The organism is Microbacterium altimontanum, assembly GCF_058349865.2.
Genome location: NZ_JBYRJB020000001.1, coordinates 218,313 through 237,624, shown reverse-complemented (window position 1 = coordinate 237,624; position 19,312 = coordinate 218,313). Strand labels below are relative to the sequence as shown.

The following is a 19,312-nucleotide window of genomic DNA, read 5'->3' as shown; positions in this document are numbered from 1 at the left end:
TCCGGCCGCCTGGCCGACGCATCCGGTCAGAGGACCGGCCAGCTGACCCGGGCGCCGGGGCCGACGCGTCCCGTCAGAGGACGGGCCAGCTGATCGGGCCGCCGGGGTCGACGCGTCCGGTCGGGGGACCGGCCGGCTGACCCGGGCGCCGGGGCCGACGCGTCCGGTCGGGGGACCGGCCGGCTGACCCGGGCGCCGGGGCCGACGCATCCGGTCAGAGGACCGGCCAGTCGACGGGCGTGCGGTCGTCGTCGCGGAGGAGGCCGGCCACCCATCCGTCGTGCCGGCCGCGCGGGTCGAGGAGGCCTTGCCGAAGCGTGCCCTCGTAGCGGAAACCGAGGGCGCGGGCGGTGCGCGCCGACGGGATGTTCCCGACGACAGCGTGCCATTCGATGCGGTCGAGGTCGAGACCGTCGGGGCGGAATGCATGGTCGATCACGGCGCGGGCCGCCTCGGTGAGGTAGCCCTTGCCTCGTGCGTCGGCAGCCATCCAGTACCCGATCTCGCCGAATCCCGGGCGGTCGAGGTGCGCGAGCCCGATCAACCCGACCCACCGGCCGTCGTGCCTGATCGCCCAGTTGAGCTGGCTTCCCTCGGCCGTCCACTTCTCGCAGCTGCGGATGAAGTCCTCGGCGTGGTGCAGCTCGTACGGCGACGGGAGCGTGGTCCAGCGCGGCACCTCGGGATCCTGCGCGGCGGCCGTGATGGCCTCCGCCTCATCGAGCGAGGGGAGGCCGAGTTCGAGGCGCGCGGTGCGCAGGGGCGTGAACAGCATCAGGCCAGGTTACCGGGGACGATCGCGCTGCTTCATGGCGGGCTCTGCGGGCCGCTGCCACCGTTCACCTGTCGCACATCGACCTTCCCGGGCTCTCCGAAGGTCGATTTGCGACAGGCGAGCGGTCCCGACGGCGCAGCCGTCCGGATACCAGATCTACAGGGCGACGCGGCGGAGCAGCCCGACCTTCTCGTACACGTCGGCGAGCGTGCGCTCGGCGACCTCGGAGGCCTTCGCCGCGTTCGCCGCGAGCACCCGGTCCAGCTCGGCCGGATCGTCGAGCAGGGCGAGCGCGCGCTCCCGCACCGGGCCGAACTCCTCCACGACGACCTCGGCGAGGCCCTTCTTGAAGTCCCCGTATCCGCGGCCGGCGTACTCGTCCTCGATCGACGGGATCTGCCGACCGGTGAGAGCCGCGTAGATCACGAGGAGGTTCGACACGCCGGGCTTGTTCTCCCGGTCGTACCGCACCGACCCGTCCGAGTCGGTGACCGCACGCATGATCTTCTTGGCCGAGACCGACGGCTCGTCGAGCAGCCACAGCACTCCGGCATCCGACTCCGCGGACTTCGACATCTTCGCCGTCGGATTCTGCAGGTCGTAGATGCGCGCGGTGTCCCGCTGGATCACCGGCTTCGGCACGGCGAACGCCGCTCCGTATCGCGAGTTGAACCGCTCCGCGAGGTCGCGCGTCAGCTCGACGTGCTGCTTCTGGTCCTCACCCACCGGCACGATGTCGGTCTGGTACAGCAGGATGTCGGCCGCCATCAGCACCGGGTAGGTGAAGAGCCCCACGGTCGTGGAGTCGGCGCCGTAGCGCTGCGACTTGTCCTTGAACTGCGTCATCCGGCCGGCCTCGCCGAACCCTGTGATCGTGGAGAGGATCCACGCCAGCTCGGCGTGCGCGGGCACGTGCGACTGCACGTACAGCGTCGACCGCGACGGCTCGATGCCGGCCGCGATGTACTGCGCCGCCGTGCGACGGGTCTTCGCCCGCAGCTCGGCCGGGTCGTTCGGCTGCGTCAGCGCGTGAAGGTCGACGACCGAGAAGAACGCGTCGTACGACTCCTGCAGGGCCCGCCACTGCAGAAGAGCCCCGATGTAGTTTCCGGCCTGGAGAGAGTCGGCCGAGGGCTGCATTCCTGAGTAGAGGCGGGGTCTGTTCACCCGTCAATCCTACGGGGACGGATGCCGCGGCCCGCCGCCCCCTCATTCGTCCTCCCCTCTTCCCCGCCTCGCTCTGGCGCCGTAGAATCTGACCACCGGTCAGACCACTGGTCTGAACGGTTGGACCTCCGGCCTGAGGAGGATCGACATGAAGGTCCTGATCGTGGGAGCGGGTATCGCCGGCCCCACTCTCGCCTACTGGCTGCGTCGCACGGGCCACGAGCCGACCATCGTGGAGCACGCGCCGCAGCTGCGGGAGGGCGGCTACCTCGTCGACTTCTGGGGCGCCGGCTTCGAGGTCGCCGAGCGGATGGGGATCGTCCCGCGTCTTCTCGACGAGGGGTATCGCGTCCGGGAGGTGCGCGAAGTGTCGCGCCAGGGGCGGACGATCGCGCGCCTCGACGCGCTCCGGCTGCTCGACGGCACCGGCAACCGCTACGTCAGCATCGCCCGCTCCGATCTCGCCCGGGCGATCTACGACGCCTCGGCCGGCGAGGTGGAGACGATCTTCGACGACACCGTGCGGGCGATCCACGACGACGGCGAGCGTGTGATCGTGGCCTTCGAGCAGGGGGCCCCGCGCGAATTCGACCTCGTCGTCGGCGCCGACGGACTCCACTCCCGGGTGCGGGACCTGGTGTTCGGGCCGGAGGAGCAGTACGCGCGCGATCTCGGCATCGCGGTCGCCGTGTTCGACGTGCCGGGGTACCGCCCGCGTGACGAGCTCGTCGCGGTGACCCACACCGAGGTCGGGGCCCAGGCGCTCCGCCTCGCGCTGCGGGACGGCGCGACGATGTTTTGCTTCACGTTCCGCTACGACGGCGCGCTGCCGCTCGACGACGTGCCCGCTCAGCAGCAGCTGCTGCGCACGCGGCTACGGGGTCTCGGCTGGGAGGTTCCCGACATCCTCGACCAGATGGGTCAGGCGCGCACGTTCTACCTCGACTGGGCCAGCCAGATGCGCATGACAGCGTGGTCGCACGGACGCGTGGCGCTGGTGGGGGATGCGGCGGCGGCTCCCTCGCTCCTCGCCGGCCAGGGCTCCGCTCTCGCCATGATCGAGGCGTACGTGCTGGCCGTCGCGCTGCACGATGCCGGAGGCGACCACGCCGCCGCCTTCGCCGCGTACGAGCGGCAGCTCGCCGGCCTCGTCCGCGCGAAGCAGGACGCCGCGATCGGACTCGGCACCGCCTTCGCCCCGCGCGGCCGTGCGCAGCTCCTGCTGCGCAACGCGGTGGTCGGGCTCATGGGCATCCCGTTCGTCGCAACCCTCGCGATGGGCCGCAGCCTCCGCGATCCGATCACCCTCCCGCCGACTCCGGGGCCGGGTGACTAAGACGCATGGCACGCCCGCGATTCCAGCGCCTGTCCGGCGCCCAGCAGGACGAGATCCTGGATGCCGCGCTGCGCGAGTTCGCGGCGCACGGCTTCGGCGGTGCGTCGCTGAACCGGATCATCGGCGCCGCGCGCCTGTCGAAGGGCGCCATGTACTACTACTTCGACGGCAAGCAGGATCTGTACGCCGAGGTCCTTCGCCGGCAGCTGGAGCGACTGCTGCAGCACGGCGAGCCGCTCGTGGTCCCCGATGGCACCGACGCGGACGGATTCTGGGATGCCGTCGAGGAGTACTACCGGCGCCTGGTCCGGTCGATGGCGCACGAACCCGAGACGGGGGCGCTCCTGCGCGACTGGCTGACCGGGGCCGCCTCACCCGCGCTGCGGGCCGCGCAGCACGACGCGGAGCAGTCGATGATGCCGTGGCTGATGCGCCTGCTCGCCGCCGGGCAGCGCATCGGCGCCGTGCGCAGCGACCTGCCGCCCGAGCTCATCGTGGCCGCGGCGCTGGGCCTCGGGCAGGCGATGGACACCTGGCTGATCTCGCGGGAGCCGGCGCCGATGGGCGGGGCCGACGAGGTGCACGTGCTCATCGACATGATGCGCCGCGCGCTCCAGCCGTAGCGTCGGCCGCCCGACACGGTCGGCCGCGACGGCCCGGGCGTCGCGGGTCGGTCAGACCGCGTAGTCGACCACGACCGGAGCGTGGTCGCTCCAGCGGGTGTCCCACGAGGGAGCGCGACCGATCCAGTACCCGCGCACCCGGTCGGCGAGGGCCGGCGTCGCCAGGTGGTAGTCGATGCGCCATCCGGTGTCGTTGTCGAACGCCTTGCCGCGGCTCGACCACCACGTGTACGGCCCGTCGATCTCGCCGTGGAACCGGCGCCCGACGTCGACCCAGCCGAGACCGGTACCGCTCGTGCCGTCGACGCACGACACCGTGGCACCCGCCTCGCCGAGGAACCTGTCGAAGTACGCGCGCTCCCGGGGCAGGAACCCGGCGTTCTTCACGTTGCCGCGCCAGTTGCGGATGTCGAGTTCGCGGTGGCCGACGTTGAGGTCGCCCATGATGACGGCGAGGGATGCGTCGGAGGCCAGCTGCGGCATCCGCTTCTCCATCGCGTCGAGGAACGCCCACTTCGCGTCCTGCTTCGGCGTGCCGACGGCACCCGAGTGGACGTACGCGCTCACGACGGTGACCGGTTCGCCGCCGAACTCGAAGTCGGTCTCGAGCCAGCGGCCCGCCGAATCGAGGCCCTCCTCGCCGAGCACGGTCCGGGTCGCGACCGGAGCGGTCCGCGACACGACCGCGACGCCCGCGCGTCCCTTCGCGAGCGCCTCGTCGTTGACGATCTCCCAGCCCGGCAGCGCCTCGTGCAGCTGGTCGGCGGTGGCGCGCACCTCCTGCAGCGCCATGATGTCGACGTCGGCCTCATCGAGCCACGCGAGCATGCCGTTGCGCACGGCGGCGCGGACGCCGTTCACGTTGATCGAGGCGATGCGGACGGTGTCGGGAATGCGTTCGGGGGATGGCACGCGTTCCACCCTAACGGCGCCCGCCGACACGGGTCAGCGCTGGCCGTCAGTGGCCGGGGGAGCGGATGCCTCGACCTCCGCGAGCTCGTCCTCGGCGGCGCGCACCTGCTTGTCGGCGCGCCGGCGCCGGAACCAGGATGCCTCGGCCCGCGCCGTGCGCGCATCCCGCAGCTTCACATGCGCCGCCAACAGCAGCGCCTCATGCTCGGCCAGGGCCCGCTCCGCCTCGCTGGGCTCCGCGACCGGGATCGCGCGATCGGTCGCCGAGACCGCGATCCAGGACGCCCCGACGAGGATCACGATCCCGACGAGCCGGAACCACAGCAGGAAGCCGATCAGCACCGAGAACGTGGCCAGCAGCGGATTCGACGGCGTGTACGCGAACAGGAAGCTCAACGCGACCTGCAGCACGGCGACCGCTGCACCGGCGAGGATCGACCCCGGCCAGATCCGGCCCCAGGGCAGTGACGTGCCGGCGAGGAACCGGAACAGACCGGCCAGGGCGGCGGCGTTGACCACGAAGGCCACGACGGGGGAGAGGATCTTCACCACGACCTGCGACCAGAACGAATGCCCCTGCAGTCCGAGGGCATCGAGGACGGCGTCGAGCGTTCCGCTCGCGACACCCGCAATGGCGGCACCGCCGATCAGTCCGATCCCGAAGAGCGCCGCCGCGAAGAGGTCGCGCGCCTTGAGGAGGAAGTAGTTGCGGCTGTCGAACGGCAGACCGAAGATGTCGCGTACTGCGCGCCTGGTGAACGTCACGAACCCGATCGCCGTCCAGATCGCGACGCCCACCGCGATGGCGCCGGTGATCCACAGGACGCTGCTCGCGGACTGCGCGACCTGATTCACCGCCGCCGGCAAGATCAGCCCGCCCTCCGAGGGATCGCTGATGAGGTTCGGGATGTACTTGTTGATGAGATCGATCATCCGGTCGACGGCGCGCTCGCTGCCCCCGACCCAGATGCCGATCGCGGCGAACGACACGTACACGACGGCGAAGATCGCGAACAGCGACTGGTAGCTGATGCTCGCCGCGAGCAGGAACCCGTTGCTGCGCAGGAAGTGCCGCCACACCCGGACCGGGAACCACCCCATGGTGCGCCGGGTGAGCTCCGACGCGCGATTGATCGGTTCGTCGAAACGCTGCCGCAGCGCGGTGGCCGCCGCATCCCACCGCTCGCGCAGCGAGTCCTCCTCGCGGGGCGAGGTGTCGGGCTTCTGCTTCGCGCGCCGGCGCGCCTCGATCGCCGTCGCCTGGGCGCGCGTCTGCTTCACGATCACAGACTAGCGAGCGCCCAGCGGGCCGGCCGCAGGGCGCTCGCGAGAAGGAGAGGGATCAGCGGCCGCCGCGCAGGACCGCCTGCTTGACCTCGGCGATCGCCTGGGTGACCTGGATGCCGCGGGGGCACGCCTCGGTGCAGTTGAAGGTCGTACGGCAGCGCCACACGCCCTCCTTGTCGTTGAGGATGTCCAGACGCGTGTCGGCGTTGTCGTCGCGCGAGTCGAAGATGAAGCGGTGCGCGTTCACGATCGCGGCGGGGCCGAAGTACTGGCCGTCGGTCCAGAACACCGGGCACGACGAGGTGCACGCGGCGCAGAGGATGCACTTGGTGGTGTCGTCGAAGCGCGCGCGGTCCTCGGGGGATTGCAGGCGCTCCTTGCCCGGCGTGGGGGCGGACTTCGCCACGAGGAAGGGCTGCACTGCCTTGTATGCGTCGAGGAACGGGTCCATGTCGACGACGAGGTCCTTCTCCAGCGGCAGGCCCTTGATCGCCTCGACGTAGATCGGCTTCGAGATGTCGAGGTCCTTGATCAGCGTCTTGCAGGCGAGGCGGTTGCGGCCGTTGATGCGCATCGCGTCGGAGCCGCAGATGCCGTGCGCGCACGAGCGGCGGAACGTGAGCGACCCGTCCTGCTCCCACTTGATCTTGTGCAGCGCGTCGAGCACACGCTCCGTGGGGTACATCTCCACGTCGTAGTCGACCCAGCGGGGCTCAGCGTCGACCTCGGGGTCGTAGCGGCGGATGTTGAACGTGACCAGGAACGACTGGATCGGCGCCTCTCCGGACGGCTCCGGAGCCCCGGCCGGCTGCTCCGACTCGACGACAGCGGTCGACATCAGTACTTCCTCTCCATGGGCTGGTAGCGGGTGATCACCACGGGCTTCCAATCCAGCTTGATGTGGTCATCGGCATCCGACGAGTGCGGGTCGCCCGTCAGGTATGCCATCGTGTGCTTCATGTAGTTCTCGTCGTCGCGCTTCGGGTAGTCGTCGCGCATGTGGCCGCCGCGGCTCTCCTTGCGGTTCCGGGCGGCGTAGACCACGACCTCGGCGATGTCGAGCAGGAACCCGAGCTCGACGGCCTCGAGCAGGTCGGTGTTGAACCGGCGGCCCTTGTCGTCGACGTGGATGTTCTTGTACCGGGCCCGCAGGTCCTCGATCACCTCGAGCACGCCGCCGAGCGACTCCTCGGTGCGGAACACCTGCGCGTTGCGGTCCATCTCGTCCTGCAGCGTCTTGCGCAGGGTCGCGACGCGCTCGGTGCCCGGGTTGTCGCGCAGGCTCTCGATGAGCTCGCGGACGTCCTTGGCGGGGTCGTCGGGCAGGTCGATGAACTCCGCGGTCTTGACGTACTCGACCGCGTTGCGCCCGGCGCGCTTGCCGAACACGTTGATGTCGAGCAGCGAGTTCGTGCCGAGGCGGTTCGAGCCGTGCACCGAGACGCACGCGCACTCGCCGGCCGCGTACAGGCCGGGCACGACGTCGGTGTTGCTCTGCAGCACCTCGGCGTCGTTGTTGGTCGGGATGCCGCCCATGGCGTAGTGCGCGGTCGGCATCACCGGCACCGGGTCGGTGACCGGGTCGACGCCGAGGTACGTGCGGGCGAACTCGGTGATGTCGGGGAGCTTCGTCTCGAGCACCTCCGCACCCAGGTGGGTGCAGTCGAGGTAGACGTAGTCCTTGTGAGGGCCGGCGCCGCGCCCCTCGGCCACCTCCTGCACCATGCTGCGCGCGACGATGTCGCGGGGGGCGAGGTCCTTGATCGTGGGAGCGTAGCGCTCCATGAACCGCTCACCCGACGCGTTGCGGAGGATCGCCCCCTCGCCGCGGGCGCCTTCGGTGAGCAGGATGCCGAGGCCGTAGAGGCCGGTCGGGTGGAACTGGAAGAACTCGAGGTCCTCGAGCGGCAGGCCCTTGCGCCAGATGATGCCGACGCCGTCTCCGGTGAGGGTGTGCGCGTTCGAGGTGGTCTTGAAGATCTTGCCGAACCCGCCGGTGGCGAAGATGACGGCCTTGGCCTGGAAAACGTGCAGCTCGCCGGTGGCGAGCTCGTACGCCACGACGCCGGAGATCCGCGTCCCGCCGTTCTCGTCCTTCACGGTGAGCAGGTCGAGGGCGTAGAACTCGTTGAAGAAGTTGATGCCGAGCTTGACGCAGTTCTGGTACAGCGTCTGCAGGATCATGTGACCCGTGCGGTCGGCGGCGTAGCAGGCGCGGCGCACAGCGGCCTTGCCGTGGTCGCGGGTGTGCCCGCCGAACCGGCGCTGGTCGATCTTCCCCTCGGGTGTGCGGTTGAACGGCAGGCCCATGTTCTCGAGGTCGATGACCGCGTCGATGGCCTCCTTCGCGAGGATCTCGGCGGCATCCTGGTCGACGAGGTAGTCACCGCCCTTGACGGTGTCGTACGTGTGCCACTCCCAGTTGTCCTCTTCGACGTTCGAGAGGGCCGCGGCCATCCCGCCCTGCGCTGCGCCGGTGTGCGAGCGGGTCGGGTACAGCTTCGAGATGACGGCCGTCTTCGCGTTCGGGCCCGCCTCGATCGCCGCGCGCATCCCGGCGCCGCCGGCGCCCACGATGACGATGTCGAACTGGTGGTAGTGCACGCCGTCCTTGACGACGTCGCCGGATGTCTGGGTGCTCACGTGTCGGATGCCTCCGTGGTCAGGGGTGCTCGTTCGGACGGATCAGGCGGCGCAGACGCCGGCCAGTGCGTCGGGAACGGGCGGGATGCAGGGGTCGAAGGTGAAGACCACGAGGGTTCCGAGCAGGATGAGGAACGCCGCGACCAGCCACAGCGCCCAGACCAGCACGCGCCGCGTGCCGTTGTGGGTGACGTAGTCGTTCACGATGGTGCGCATGCCGTTCGCCCCGTGGATGAGGCCGAGCCAGAGCATCGCGACATCCCACCACTGCCAGAACGGGGTGGCGTACTTGCCCGCGACGAACGCGAAGTCGATGCCGCGCACGCCCTCGCCGGCGACGAGGTTGACGAACAGGTGCCCGAAGATGAGGACGATCAGCAGCACGCCGGAGGCGCGCATGTAGACCCAGCCCCACTTCTCGAGGTTGACGCCGCGGCGGCGGGGGGCGGGGGTGCGCGGAGCGACGATGGTGTCGGCGGCCATGGTCAGTGTCCTCCGGTGATCTCGGCCACGATGACCATAAGCTGGCGCGGCACGAAGCCGAGCATGACGATGAGCCACAGGCCCCACACGCCCCACCACATCTGGCGCTCGTACTTCGCGGCGGGCCGCCAGAAGTCGACCAGGATGATGCGCAGGCCGTTGAACGCGTGGTACACGATCGCGGCGACGAGCACGATCTCGCCGACCCCCATGACGGGGTTCTTATACGTGCCGATCACGGCGTCGTACGCGTCGGGGGCGACGCGGATGAGCGCGGTGTCGAGCACGTGCACCAGGAGGAAGAAGAAGATCGCGATGCCGGTGATCCGATGCAGCACCCACGACCACATCCCCTCATGCCCGCGGTACAGCGTTCCGCGGGGTGTACGGGATGTCGTCTCGGCTACCGTCGGTGTGACGCGTGCTGGTGCAGACACGTCCGTCCTCCCTGGTCGAACTCGAGTGGGGCGGTTCCAGGCCCCTCAAGGCCGATCGGCCTCGGCGTCGCTCGGGCGCCCGTCCATCCTATTCCCCTCGCGTCGACGGCAGCGGTTAGGCGGACCTAAGTATCTCGACGTCGAGATATCTCGCCACAGCGGGCGGGGCGGCTAGCCTGAGACCATGCCAGAGCCCGTCTCCGACTTCTACGCGATCATCCCCGCCGGCGGCATCGGCAGCCGGCTGTGGCCGCTGTCGCGCGCCGACGCCCCGAAGTTCCTGCACGACCTCACCGGCTCGGGCCACACGCTGCTGCGCGATACATGGGATCGCCTCGAGCCGCTCACCGGCCCCGACCGCATCGCGGTGGTGACCGGGCGCGCGCACCGCGCGGCGGTGGAGAAGGAGCTTCCCGGCATCCCCGACCGCAACGTGTTCCTGGAGTCGGAGCCGCGCGACTCGACGGCGGCGATCGGTCTCGCCGCGGCCGTGCTGTCGCGCCGCGAGCCCGACGTCGTGATCGGCTCGTTCGCCGCCGACCACGTCATCGCCGTGCCGCACCTGTTCGATTGGGCGGTGCGGCAGGCGATCGCCGTCGCCCGTGAGGGATACATCTGCACCATCGGCATCCCCCCGACCGAGCCGTCGATCGGCTTCGGCTACATCAGGAAGGCGGGCGAGCTGATCGTCGACGGCGCCCCGGAGGCGGCGCTCGTCGAGCGGTTCGTGGAGAAGCCCGACCTCGACACCGCACGGGAGTACTTCGCCGACCGCTCCTACCTCTGGAACGCGGGCATGTTCATCGCGCGCGCCGACGTCATCCTCGGCGAGATCGCCGAGAACCGTCCCGACCTGTACGCGGGGCTCATGGACCTCGCCGAGGCATGGGACGACCGCGACGCCCGGGGACCCGTCGTCGACCGGGTGTGGCCGAAGCTCGAGAAGATCGCGATCGACTACACCGTGGCCGAGCCCGCCGCAGCACGCGGACGCCTCGCCGTCATCCCGGGCCACTTCGACTGGGACGACGTGGGGGACTTCGCGAGCCTCGCCAAGCTCAACTCGCACGGCCGTAAGAACGACCTCGCGATCCTCGGCGAGAACGCGCGGGTGCTCTCCGACGCCGCGAGCGGCATCGTCGTGAGCCAGACGAAGCGGGTGATCTCGCTGATCGGCGTCAAGGACATCGTCGTGGTCGACACCCCCGACGCGCTGCTCGTGACCACGAGCGAGAACGCCCAGCGGGTGAAGGGCGTGGTCGACGCGCTCAAGCTCACCGGGCGCGGTGACGTGCTGTAGCAGGCCGTTCGTTGCGGGTTGGTAACCATTCGGGCGCAACCGGGTGCGAAATGCGCAAGTCGGATGACACACTGGGTAACTTCTAAGCAATGCCGCGAACGGCGCGGCTCATCATCGTGGAGGTCGAGTTGACCATCTCTTCTGCGCGCAAGCTCGTCGGCGTGACCGCCGCGGCTGGCCTGATCTTCGCCCTCGCGGGGTGCGGTGCCGCACCCGAGGCGAACACCCCGACGCAGGGCGGCAAGACCGCCGTCGCAGGCTTCAAGCCCTGCATCGTGTCGGACGACGGCGGATGGAACGACAAGTCGTTCAACGAGTCTGCCAAGAACGGCATCGACAAGGCCGCCAAGGACCTCAGCGTCAAGGCCGTCGAGGTCGAGTCGAATGCCGAGAGCGACTACGGCCCGAACATCGACAACCTGATCGGGCAGAACTGCACGCTCATCATCTCCGTCGGCTTCAAGCTCTCCGCCGATACGATCAAGGCGGCGAAGGCGAACCCCGACATCAACTTCGCGATCATCGACGACGGCGCCGACGCGAACGGCGACGGCAAGCCGGACGCCGACAACATCAAGCCCATCCTGTTCAACACGGTCGAGGCTGCGTACCTCGGCGGGTACGCCGCCGCCGCGTGGTCGCACAAGGACGGCGTCGACAAGGTCGGCACGTTCGGCGGCCTGCAGATCCCCTCGGTCGCCATCTTCATGGACGGCTTCGTCGAGGGCGTGCAGGGCTTCAACAAGGACAACAGCGCCGACGTGAAGACGCTCGGCTGGGACGTCGCGAGCCAGAAGGGCTCGTTCACCGGTGGCTTCACCGCGAACGACACCGCGAAGCAGACCGCCAAGGGCATCCTCGACCAGGGCGTCGACGTGATCCTCCCGGTGGGCGGCCCGATCTACAAGAGCGCCGCGGCCGCCATCAAGGACAGCGGCAAGGACACCGTGATGCTCGGCGTCGACTCCGACCTCGCCGAGGCCGACCCGTCGGTCGCCGACGTGACGCTCGTCTCGATCATGAAGCGCATCGACTCCGCCGTCTACGACACGGTCATGTCGGCCGCGTCGGGCGACTTCGACGTGGCGCCCTACATCGGCACGCTCAAGAACGACGGCGTCGGCCTGTCGAGCTTCCACGACTTCGAGAGCAAGCTGCCCGACGGCCTCACGAAGAAGCTGGACGACCTCAAGCAGCAGATCATCGACGGTTCGCTGACGGTCAAGTCGACCAACTCGCCGAAGTAAGACAACCATTCCGGTCGTTGAGCGAGGGTGCCGTGCGCCCTCGCTCAACGACTGTTCGCTGGATAGGGTGCACGTATGAAGCTCGAGCTGCGGGGCGTGACGAAGCGCTTCGGGAGCCTGGTGGCAAACGATCACATCGACCTCGAGCTGCGCAGTGGTGAGATCCACGCGCTGCTGGGGGAGAACGGCGCCGGCAAGTCGACGCTGATGAACGTGCTCTACGGCCTGTACCAGGCCGATGAGGGCGAGATCCTGATCGACGGGGTCGAGCAGCACTTCCGGGGGCCCGGCGACGCGATCGCCGCCGGCATCGGCATGGTGCACCAGCATTTCATGCTCATCCCGGTCTTCACCGTCGCCGAGAACCTCATGCTCGGCAACGAGGACACGAAGGCCCTCGGCATCCTCGACCTCGCGAGCGCCCGGCGGCGCGTGCGCGAGGTCGCCGACCGGTTCGGCTTCCAGATCGACCCGGACGCCCGGGTGGGCGATCTGCCCGTGGGCGTGCAGCAGCGCGTCGAGATCATCAAGGCCCTCGCGCACAACGCGAAGATCCTCATCTTCGACGAGCCGACCGCGGTGCTCACCCCGCAGGAGACCGACGAGTTCATGGCGATCATGCGCCAGCTGCGCGACGAGGGCACGGCGATCGTGTTCATCACGCACAAGCTGCGCGAGGTGCGAGAGGTCGCCGACCGCATCACCGTCGTGCGCCTCGGCAAGGTGATCGGCGAGGCGAGCCCCTCCGCCACCAACGCCGAGCTCGCCTCGATGATGGTGGGTCGTGCCGTCGAGCTCACCGTCCAGAAGGATGCGCCGCACATGGGCACCGGCGGCCTCGAGGTGCGCGACCTGCGGGTGCTCAGCGCCGATGGCGCGGTGGTCGTCGACGGCGTCGACTTCGACGTGCGACCGGGCGAGGTGCTCGCGATCGCCGGCGTGCAGGGCAACGGGCAGACCGAGCTCAGCGAGGCGCTCGTCGGCCTGCAGGAGAAGGTCACCGGCTCGATCACGCTCGACGGCGTGGAGCTCACCGGCAAGACCGTGCGCGCCATCCTCGACGCCGGCGTCGGGTTCGTGCCCGAAGACCGTCAGGAGGACGGACTCGTCGGCTCGTTCTCGGTCGCCGAGAACCTCATCCTCGACCGCAGCGAAGACCGCGGCTTCCAGAACGCCGGCACGATCCGCAGAGGGGTGCTGGATGCGTTCGCCCGCGAGAAGATCGCCGAGTTCGACATCCGCACCCAGGGGCCGTCGAGTCCCGCGGGCTCGCTGTCGGGCGGGAACCAGCAGAAGGTCGTGATCGCGCGCGAGCTGAGCCGCGACCTCAAGCTCCTGCTCGCCTCGCAGCCGACCCGCGGCGTCGACGTCGGATCGATCGAGTTCATCCACAAGCGCATCATCTCCACGCGTGACGCCGGCGTGCCCGTCGTCGTCGTCTCGACCGAGCTCGACGAGGTCGTCGCGCTCGCCGACCGCATCGCGGTGATGTACCGCGGCGGCATCGTCGGGATCGTCCCGGCCGACACGCCCCGCGATGTCCTCGGCCTCATGATGGCCGGAGAGAACCCGACGGAGGACGCCGCATGAGCGACCGTGTTCCCGGCGCGGGCCCCGAACCCACGGGTCTGCCGCCAGAGCAGCTGCCCACCGTGTCCGGTCCGCTGACCGGCCACCCCGCCGAGCCGCCGGTGGCACCGCGGTCGAACCAGCTGATCCGCGAGATGCTGCGCGGATCCGTCGTCACCACGATCCTCGCGTTCGTGCTGGCGGTCATCGTCGGCGGCATCCTGATGGCCGTCACCGACGAGAACGTCCAGAAGACCGCGGGCTACTTCTTCGCCCGCCCGCAGGACATGCTCGTCGCTGTCTGGCAGTCCGTCTCCGGCGGCTACTACGCCCTGTTCCAGGGTTCGATCGTGAACCCCGAGGCGAACTCGTTCACGAAGTTCATCCGGCCACTCACCAACACGCTCGGGTTCGCCGCGCCGCTGATCGCCGCCGGCCTCGGCGTCGCGCTGGCGTTCCGGGCGGGGCTGTTCAACATCGGTGCCCGCGGTCAGATGCTCGTCGCGTGCGCGGCCGCCGCGCTCGTGACGTTCAACCTCGACCTGCCGTTGTGGATCCACCTGCCGCTCACGCTCATCGCCGGCATCGCCGGCGGCGCGATCTGGGGCGGAATCGCCGGCATGCTGAAGGCGCGCACCGGCGCGCACGAGGTGATCCTCACGATCATGCTCAACTTCGTGGCGCTGTACCTCGTGCGCTGGATGATCCGCACGCCCGATCTGCTCCAGAAGCCGGGCACGAACCAGCCGATCTCCGCGCCGACGCCGGAGACGGCGCAGTTCCCGTCGCTGTTCGGCCCGCAGTTCCCGCTGCTGAACTGGGGCTTCCCGGTGGTCATCCTCGCCACCCTCATCGTCTGGTGGCTGATCGAGCACTCGAGCCTCGGCTTCCGGCTGCGCGCCGTGGGCGAGAATCCGCACGCCGCTCGCGCCGCGGGCATCAGCGTGCAGCGGATGTACGTCTACGCGATGCTGTTCGCCGGAGGCCTCGCCGGTCTCGCCGGGATGAATCAGATCCTCGGCTCGGTCACCTCGGGCTTCGGCGACGGCATCGACGCCGGAATCGGCTTCGACGCGATCACCGTCGCGCTGCTCGGCCGCAGCCGCGCGTGGGGCACGTTCTGGGCCGGGCTGCTGTTCGGCGCGCTCAAGGCCGGGTCGTTCACGATGCAGGCGGCGCAGGGCATCCCGGTCGACATCGTGCTCGTGGTCGAGTCGCTCATCGTGCTGTTCATCGCCGCGCCGCCGCTGGTGCGCGCGATCTTCTTCCTACCCAAGGACGACGCCGACCGGTCGGCGAAGGGACGGGCGAAGGCCGCGCGCAAGCGCGCCGCCGCCGACGACAGCAAGGCGGTGGCCTCATGACGACGATCACAGCCGACCAGGCAGCCTTTGCGCCGACGATCGTGCGCACCCGGCACCTGAAGCTGCCCATCACGCTGTCCCTGGTGACCGTGCTGCTCGGCATCCTGTTCCTCGCGTCGCCCGTGACCGGCGACAGCATCTTCCGCCTCGGCGACCGCTCGGCCGTCGCGATCAGCGACATCCAGCTGCCCTCGGCCTCGACGATGTGGGTCACGTGGGCGATCCTCGTGGTGCTCACGGCCTGGACCTGGTGGGATGCGGTCGGCTACCGCCGCACCCGGCTGTGGCTGCCGATCGTGTACGCGGTGCTCGCGATGTTCGCGTTCCTCACCTGGGCGGCGCAGGACGGCGGCGTCGTGCCCGTGGCAGGCACCCTCGCCGGGGCGCTGTCGCTGTCGGTGCCGCTCGTCTACGGTGCGCTCGCCGGCGTGATCGGCGAGCGCGGCGGCGTGGTCAACATCGCGATCGAGGGACAGCTGCTGCTCGGCGCGTTCACCGCCGTCATCCTGTCGAGCCTCACGCACAGTCCGTTCGTCGGCCTCATCGGGGCGGCGATCGGCGGGGTGCTCGTGGCGTTCGTGCTCGCGGCGTTCGCCATCCGCTACCTCGTCGACCAGATCATCGTCGGCGTCGTGCTCAACGTGCTCGTGTCGGGCCTCACCGGCTTCCTGTACGGGGCGCTGCTGTCGCCGAACGAGGCGCTGCTGAACACGGCGTCGTCGTTCCCGCGCTGGCCCGTGCCGCTGCTGGCCGACATCCCGGTGATCGGTCCGGTGTTCTTCAACCAGACCTTCATCGTCTACCTCATGTACGTCGTGGTGGCGGTCGTGGCGTGGGGGCTGTACCGCACCCGCTGGGGGCTGCGCCTGCGCGCCGTGGGCGAGCACCCGAAGGCCGCCGACACGGTGGGCATCAAGGTCAACCCCACCCGGTTCTGGAACGTGCTGCTGGCCGGTGCGATCGCCGGCATCGGCGGCGCGTACTTCACGCTCGTGTCCGTGCCGCAGTTCACGAAGGACATGACCGCCGGGCTCGGCTTCATCGCCCTCGCCGCCGTGATCTTCGGCGGCTGGGACCCCATCAAGGCGACGCTCGCGGCCCTGCTGTTCGGCTTCGCCACGAACCTGCAGAACCTGCTCACCGTGCTGAAGACGCCGATCCCGAGCGAGTTCATGCTCATGCTGCCGTACGTCGTGACGATCCTCGCCGTGGCGGGCTTCGCGGGCAAGATCACCGCGCCGGCCGCAGACGGCAAACCGTACATCAAGGGCTAGTCGCCGCATCCAGGAGGAAGAAGGACCGTGACTGACATCGACTGGGATGCGCTGCACGCCGAGGCGCGTCTGGCGTCCGAGCGCGCGTACGTGCCGTACTCGCGCTACCGCGTCGGGGCGGCGGCGCTCGCGACCGACGGGCGCATCGTGTCGGGCTGCAACGTCGAGAACGCGTCGTACGGGCTCACCCTGTGCGCCGAGTGCGGGCTCGTCTCCGAGCTGCACCGCTCGGGCGGCGGCCAGCTCGTCGCCTTCGTGTGCGTGGACGGCGACGGCGCGACGATCATGCCGTGCGGCCGCTGCCGTCAGCTGCTGTTCGAGCACGCGGTGCCGGGCATGCTGCTCGACACCGTCTCCGGCATCCGCTCCATCGACGAGGTGCTGCCGGATGCGTGGGGCCCACGCGATCTGGAGACCGTGCGGTGACTGAGCCTTTTGACGCGGTCGATGTCATCCGCGCGCAGCGCGACAAGACCGGCCTGAGCGAGGATGCGCTGCGCTGGATGGTCGACGCGTACACCCGCGAGTACGTCACCGACGCGCAGATGGCGGCGTTCGCGATGGCGGTGCTGCTGAACGGCATGGAGCGCGACGAGATCCGGGTGCTCACCGACGCGATGATCGCGTCGGGGGAGCGGATGAGCTTCGCGGGTCTCGGCAAGCGCACGGTCGACAAGCACTCCACGGGAGGGGTCGGCGACAAGATCACGCTGCCGCTCGCGCCGCTCGTGGCGACGTTCGGCGTGGCGGTTCCGCAACTGTCGGGTCGCGGGCTCGGACACACCGGCGGCACGCTCGACAAGCTCGAGTCGATCCCCGGCTGGCGTGCGGCGCTGTCGAACGACGAGATGCTCGCCCAGCTACGCGACCTGGGCGCCGTGATCTGCGCGGCAGGATCGGGCCTCGCGCCCGCCGACAAGCGGCTGTACGCGCTGCGCGATGTGACCGCCACGGTGGAGGCGGTGCCGCTCATCGCCTCGAGCATCATGTCGAAGAAGATCGCGGAGGGGACCGAGGCGCTCGTGCTCGACGTCAAGGTCGGCACCGGCGCGTTCATGCGCGACATCGACAAGGCGCGCGAGCTGGCCCGCACGATGGTGCAGCTCGGCACCGACTCCGGCGTCGCCACCACGGCGCTCATCACCGACATGGACACTCCGCTCGGGTCCGCGATCGGCAACGCGAACGAGGTGCGCGAGTCGGTCGAGGTGCTCGCCGGCGGCGGCCCTTCCGACGTCGTCGAGCTGACGGCGACGCTTGCCCGGGAGATGCTGGCCCTTGCCGGCAAGACCGACGTCGACGTCGAGGCCGCCCTCGCCGACGGCCGCGCGATGGACGTGTGGCGCCGCATGATCGCCGCGCAGGACGGCGACCCCGACGGCGCCCTGCCGACCCCGCGCGAGACGCACACCGTGACCGCCGACGCCGACGGCGTCGTGCAGCGGATGGATGCGTGGGACTTCGGCATCGCCGCCTGGCGGCTCGGCGCCGGCCGGGCCCGGCCGCAGGACCCGGTGGTGCACGCCGCAGGCATCGACCTGCACGTGAAGCCGGGTGATACCGTTGCCAGCGGCCAGCCGCTGTTCACCCTGTCGGCCGACGACGAGACCCGCTTCCCCCGTGCGCTGCAGGCGCTCGAGGGCGCGTGGCGCATCGGGGCGGAAGCCCCGGCCGCCGTGCCGATCGTGCGTGAGCGCATCACCGGCTGAGCCATCCGTTTCCGCACACCTCGTAGGGAGCCCCACATGCCCATCGACCAGAACGGCGACGCGCGCGTCGACGGCGTCTCGCTGCGGAGCCTGCCGAAGGTGTCGCTGCACGACCACCTCGACGGTGGGGTGCGGCCCGCCACGATCGTCGAGCTCGCCGACGCCGCCGGCGTCGCCCTTCCAGAGACCGACGCGGCGGCCCTCGGCGACTGGTTCGCCCGGCAGAGCGACTCCGGGTCGCTCGTCGAGTACCTCAAGACGTTCGATCTCACGATCGCGGTGATGCAGACCCGGGAGGGCCTGACGCGCGTGGCCCGCGACTTCGTAGAGGACCTCGTCGCCGACGGCGTCGTGTACGGCGAAGTCCGCTGGGCCCCCGAGCAGCATCTGGCCGGCGGCCTCAGCCTCGACGACACGGTGGCGGCCGTGCAGGAGGGCCTCGAGCAGGGCGAGGATGCGGCGGCCTCCGCCGGGCACGACATCCGCGTCGGTCAGCTCATCACCGCGATGCGGCACACCGACCGGTCGCTCGAGATCGCGAAGCTCGCCGTGTCGTGGCGCGACCGGGGTGCCGTCGGATTCGACATCGCCGGCCCCGAGGACGGGTTCCCGCCGTCGCGGCACCGCGACGCGTTCGACTACCTCGCGTCGCAGTTCTTCCCGGCCACGGTGCACGCGGGGGAGGCAGCAGGGCTCGACTCGATCCGCTCGGCGCTCCTCGACGGGCGCGCGCTGCGGCTCGGCCACGGCGTGCGCATCGCATCCGACCTCGAGTTCGCCGGCCGCGACGGCGACGACGTGCAGGTGCGCTTCGGCGACCTCGCGCGGTGGGTGCGCGACCGGGAGATCCCGCTCGAGCTGTCGCCGTCGTCGAACCTGCAGACCGGTGCGATCGCGGCGTGGGGCACGGAGCTGGCCGACCATCCGTTCGACCTGCTCTACCAGCTGGGATTCGCCGTCACGGTGAACGTCGACAACCGCACGATGAGCCGCACCTCGCTCACTCGCGAGCTCGCGCTCCTGGCCGAGACATTCGACTACGGGCTCGACGACCTCGAGGCGTTCCAGCTCAACGCTGCGGCCGGCGCCTTCCTCCCGGTCGAGGAGCGCGAGGAGCTCATCGAGGTGGTCGCCGCCGGCTTCGGCGGCTGACGGCATCCACACTCTCGCCGCATGACGGCGGCGA

Annotated in this window: 18 protein-coding genes; 10 read left to right on the top strand and 8 right to left on the bottom strand. The window is 69.9% G+C overall.

The features are described 5' to 3' along the window. Positions 1 to 214: 214 nt before the first annotated feature. Together AC3RX1_RS01010 and trpS are read right to left on the bottom strand one after the other, a co-directional pair. Entirely contained in the window at positions 215 to 775 is a 561-nt protein-coding gene (locus tag AC3RX1_RS01010) for a GNAT family N-acetyltransferase (RefSeq protein ID WP_491499363.1), read from the bottom strand. Between the two features lie 156 nt (positions 776 to 931). Then, complete coding sequence (gene trpS / locus AC3RX1_RS01005) at positions 932 to 1,942, bottom strand: tryptophan--tRNA ligase (protein ID WP_491499362.1); 1,011 nt, start codon at positions 1,940 to 1,942, stop codon at positions 932 to 934. 148 nt (positions 1,943 to 2,090) lie between these two features. Here trpS and AC3RX1_RS01000 point away from each other — a divergent pair, with 148 nt between their 5' ends. Beyond that, entirely contained in the window at positions 2,091 to 3,278 is a 1,188-nt protein-coding gene (locus AC3RX1_RS01000) for an FAD-binding domain (RefSeq protein WP_491499361.1), read from the top strand. Between the two features lie 5 nt (positions 3,279 to 3,283). Then, a complete protein-coding gene (locus tag AC3RX1_RS00995; RefSeq protein WP_491499360.1) occupies positions 3,284 to 3,901 on the top strand; it encodes a TetR/AcrR family transcriptional regulator in 618 nt (205 codons plus the stop codon). Between the two features lie 51 nt (positions 3,902 to 3,952). On the opposite strand, the gene AC3RX1_RS00990 is transcribed toward AC3RX1_RS00995, so the two are convergent. From AC3RX1_RS00990 to sdhC, 6 genes are all read right to left on the bottom strand, one after another. Beyond that, entirely contained in the window at positions 3,953 to 4,795 is an 843-nt protein-coding gene (locus AC3RX1_RS00990; RefSeq protein WP_491499622.1) for an exodeoxyribonuclease III, read from the bottom strand. 51 nt (positions 4,796 to 4,846) lie between these two features. Next, positions 4,847 to 6,094 carry a YihY/virulence factor BrkB family protein gene (locus tag AC3RX1_RS00985; RefSeq protein WP_491499359.1) on the bottom strand — a complete coding sequence of 416 codons (1,248 nt, stop codon included), beginning with the start codon at positions 6,092 to 6,094 and terminating at the stop codon, positions 4,847 to 4,849. 61 nt (positions 6,095 to 6,155) lie between these two features. Continuing rightward, entirely contained in the window at positions 6,156 to 6,938 is a 783-nt protein-coding gene (locus tag AC3RX1_RS00980; RefSeq protein ID WP_491499358.1) for a succinate dehydrogenase iron-sulfur subunit, read from the bottom strand. After that, positions 6,938 to 8,743 carry a succinate dehydrogenase flavoprotein subunit gene (sdhA, locus tag AC3RX1_RS00975; RefSeq protein WP_491499357.1) on the bottom strand — a complete coding sequence of 602 codons (1,806 nt, stop codon included), beginning with the start codon at positions 8,741 to 8,743 and terminating at the stop codon, positions 6,938 to 6,940. Before sdhA ends, AC3RX1_RS00980 begins: the two co-directional genes overlap by 1 nt. Positions 8,744 to 8,785: 42 nt before the next feature. After that, on the bottom strand, positions 8,786 to 9,226 hold the full coding sequence (locus AC3RX1_RS00970; RefSeq protein ID WP_491499356.1) for a succinate dehydrogenase hydrophobic membrane anchor subunit: 441 nt from the start codon (positions 9,224 to 9,226) through the stop codon (positions 8,786 to 8,788). Positions 9,227 to 9,228: 2 nt separating this feature from the next. Continuing rightward, positions 9,229 to 9,663: a succinate dehydrogenase, cytochrome b556 subunit gene (gene sdhC / locus AC3RX1_RS00965; RefSeq protein ID WP_491499355.1), complete on the bottom strand. Its 435-nt coding sequence runs from the start codon at positions 9,661 to 9,663 to the stop codon at positions 9,229 to 9,231. 184 nt (positions 9,664 to 9,847) lie between these two features. Between sdhC and AC3RX1_RS00960 the strand changes: the two genes are divergently transcribed. From AC3RX1_RS00960 to AC3RX1_RS00925, 8 genes are all read left to right on the top strand, one after another. Beyond that, entirely contained in the window at positions 9,848 to 10,963 is a 1,116-nt protein-coding gene (locus tag AC3RX1_RS00960) for a mannose-1-phosphate guanylyltransferase (RefSeq protein ID WP_491499354.1), read from the top strand. Between the two features lie 128 nt (positions 10,964 to 11,091). Further along, complete coding sequence (locus tag AC3RX1_RS00955; RefSeq protein WP_491499621.1) at positions 11,092 to 12,210, top strand: BMP family lipoprotein; 1,119 nt, start codon at positions 11,092 to 11,094, stop codon at positions 12,208 to 12,210. Between the two features lie 75 nt (positions 12,211 to 12,285). Then, on the top strand, positions 12,286 to 13,800 hold the full coding sequence (locus AC3RX1_RS00950; RefSeq protein WP_491499353.1) for an ABC transporter ATP-binding protein: 1,515 nt from the start codon (positions 12,286 to 12,288) through the stop codon (positions 13,798 to 13,800). Continuing rightward, positions 13,797 to 15,143 carry an ABC transporter permease gene (locus AC3RX1_RS00945; protein ID WP_491499352.1) on the top strand — a complete coding sequence of 449 codons (1,347 nt, stop codon included), beginning with the start codon at positions 13,797 to 13,799 and terminating at the stop codon, positions 15,141 to 15,143. The genes AC3RX1_RS00950 and AC3RX1_RS00945 overlap by 4 nt, the downstream gene beginning before the upstream one ends. Then, positions 15,140 to 16,417 carry an ABC transporter permease gene (locus AC3RX1_RS00940; protein WP_491499351.1) on the top strand — a complete coding sequence of 426 codons (1,278 nt, stop codon included), beginning with the start codon at positions 15,140 to 15,142 and terminating at the stop codon, positions 16,415 to 16,417. Before AC3RX1_RS00945 ends, AC3RX1_RS00940 begins: the two co-directional genes overlap by 4 nt. 27 nt (positions 16,418 to 16,444) lie before the next feature. Then, positions 16,445 to 16,843, top strand: a complete 399-nt coding sequence (locus tag AC3RX1_RS00935) for a cytidine deaminase (protein WP_491499350.1) — start codon at positions 16,445 to 16,447, stop codon at positions 16,841 to 16,843. Then, complete coding sequence (locus AC3RX1_RS00930; protein WP_491499349.1) at positions 16,840 to 18,126, top strand: thymidine phosphorylase; 1,287 nt, start codon at positions 16,840 to 16,842, stop codon at positions 18,124 to 18,126. The genes AC3RX1_RS00935 and AC3RX1_RS00930 overlap by 4 nt, the downstream gene beginning before the upstream one ends. A 36-nt stretch (positions 18,127 to 18,162) precedes the next feature. Then, the gene (locus tag AC3RX1_RS00925; RefSeq protein WP_491499348.1) at positions 18,163 to 19,278 is read left to right on the top strand and encodes an adenosine deaminase; all 1,116 of its coding nucleotides are present in this window, start codon (positions 18,163 to 18,165) and stop codon (positions 19,276 to 19,278) included. Positions 19,279 to 19,312: the final 34 nt, after the last annotated feature.

Coding starts and splice junctions, on each gene's coding strand:
- AC3RX1_RS00980 (WP_491499358.1), bottom strand. CDS start 6,938: ATGTCGACCGCTGTCGTCGAGTCGGAGCAGCCGGCCGGGGCTCCGGAG.
- AC3RX1_RS00995 (WP_491499360.1), top strand. CDS start 3,284: ATGGCACGCCCGCGATTCCAGCGCCTGTCCGGCGCCCAGCAGGACGAG.
- AC3RX1_RS01000 (WP_491499361.1), top strand. CDS start 2,091: ATGAAGGTCCTGATCGTGGGAGCGGGTATCGCCGGCCCCACTCTCGCC.
- AC3RX1_RS01010 (WP_491499363.1), bottom strand. CDS start 775: ATGCTGTTCACGCCCCTGCGCACCGCGCGCCTCGAACTCGGCCTCCCC.
- AC3RX1_RS00960 (WP_491499354.1), top strand. CDS start 9,848: ATGCCAGAGCCCGTCTCCGACTTCTACGCGATCATCCCCGCCGGCGGC.
- AC3RX1_RS00945 (WP_491499352.1), top strand. CDS start 13,797: ATGAGCGACCGTGTTCCCGGCGCGGGCCCCGAACCCACGGGTCTGCCG.
- AC3RX1_RS00950 (WP_491499353.1), top strand. CDS start 12,286: ATGAAGCTCGAGCTGCGGGGCGTGACGAAGCGCTTCGGGAGCCTGGTG.
- AC3RX1_RS00940 (WP_491499351.1), top strand. CDS start 15,140: ATGACGACGATCACAGCCGACCAGGCAGCCTTTGCGCCGACGATCGTG.
- AC3RX1_RS00970 (WP_491499356.1), bottom strand. CDS start 9,226: ATGGCCGCCGACACCATCGTCGCTCCGCGCACCCCCGCCCCCCGCCGC.
- AC3RX1_RS00925 (WP_491499348.1), top strand. CDS start 18,163: ATGCCCATCGACCAGAACGGCGACGCGCGCGTCGACGGCGTCTCGCTG.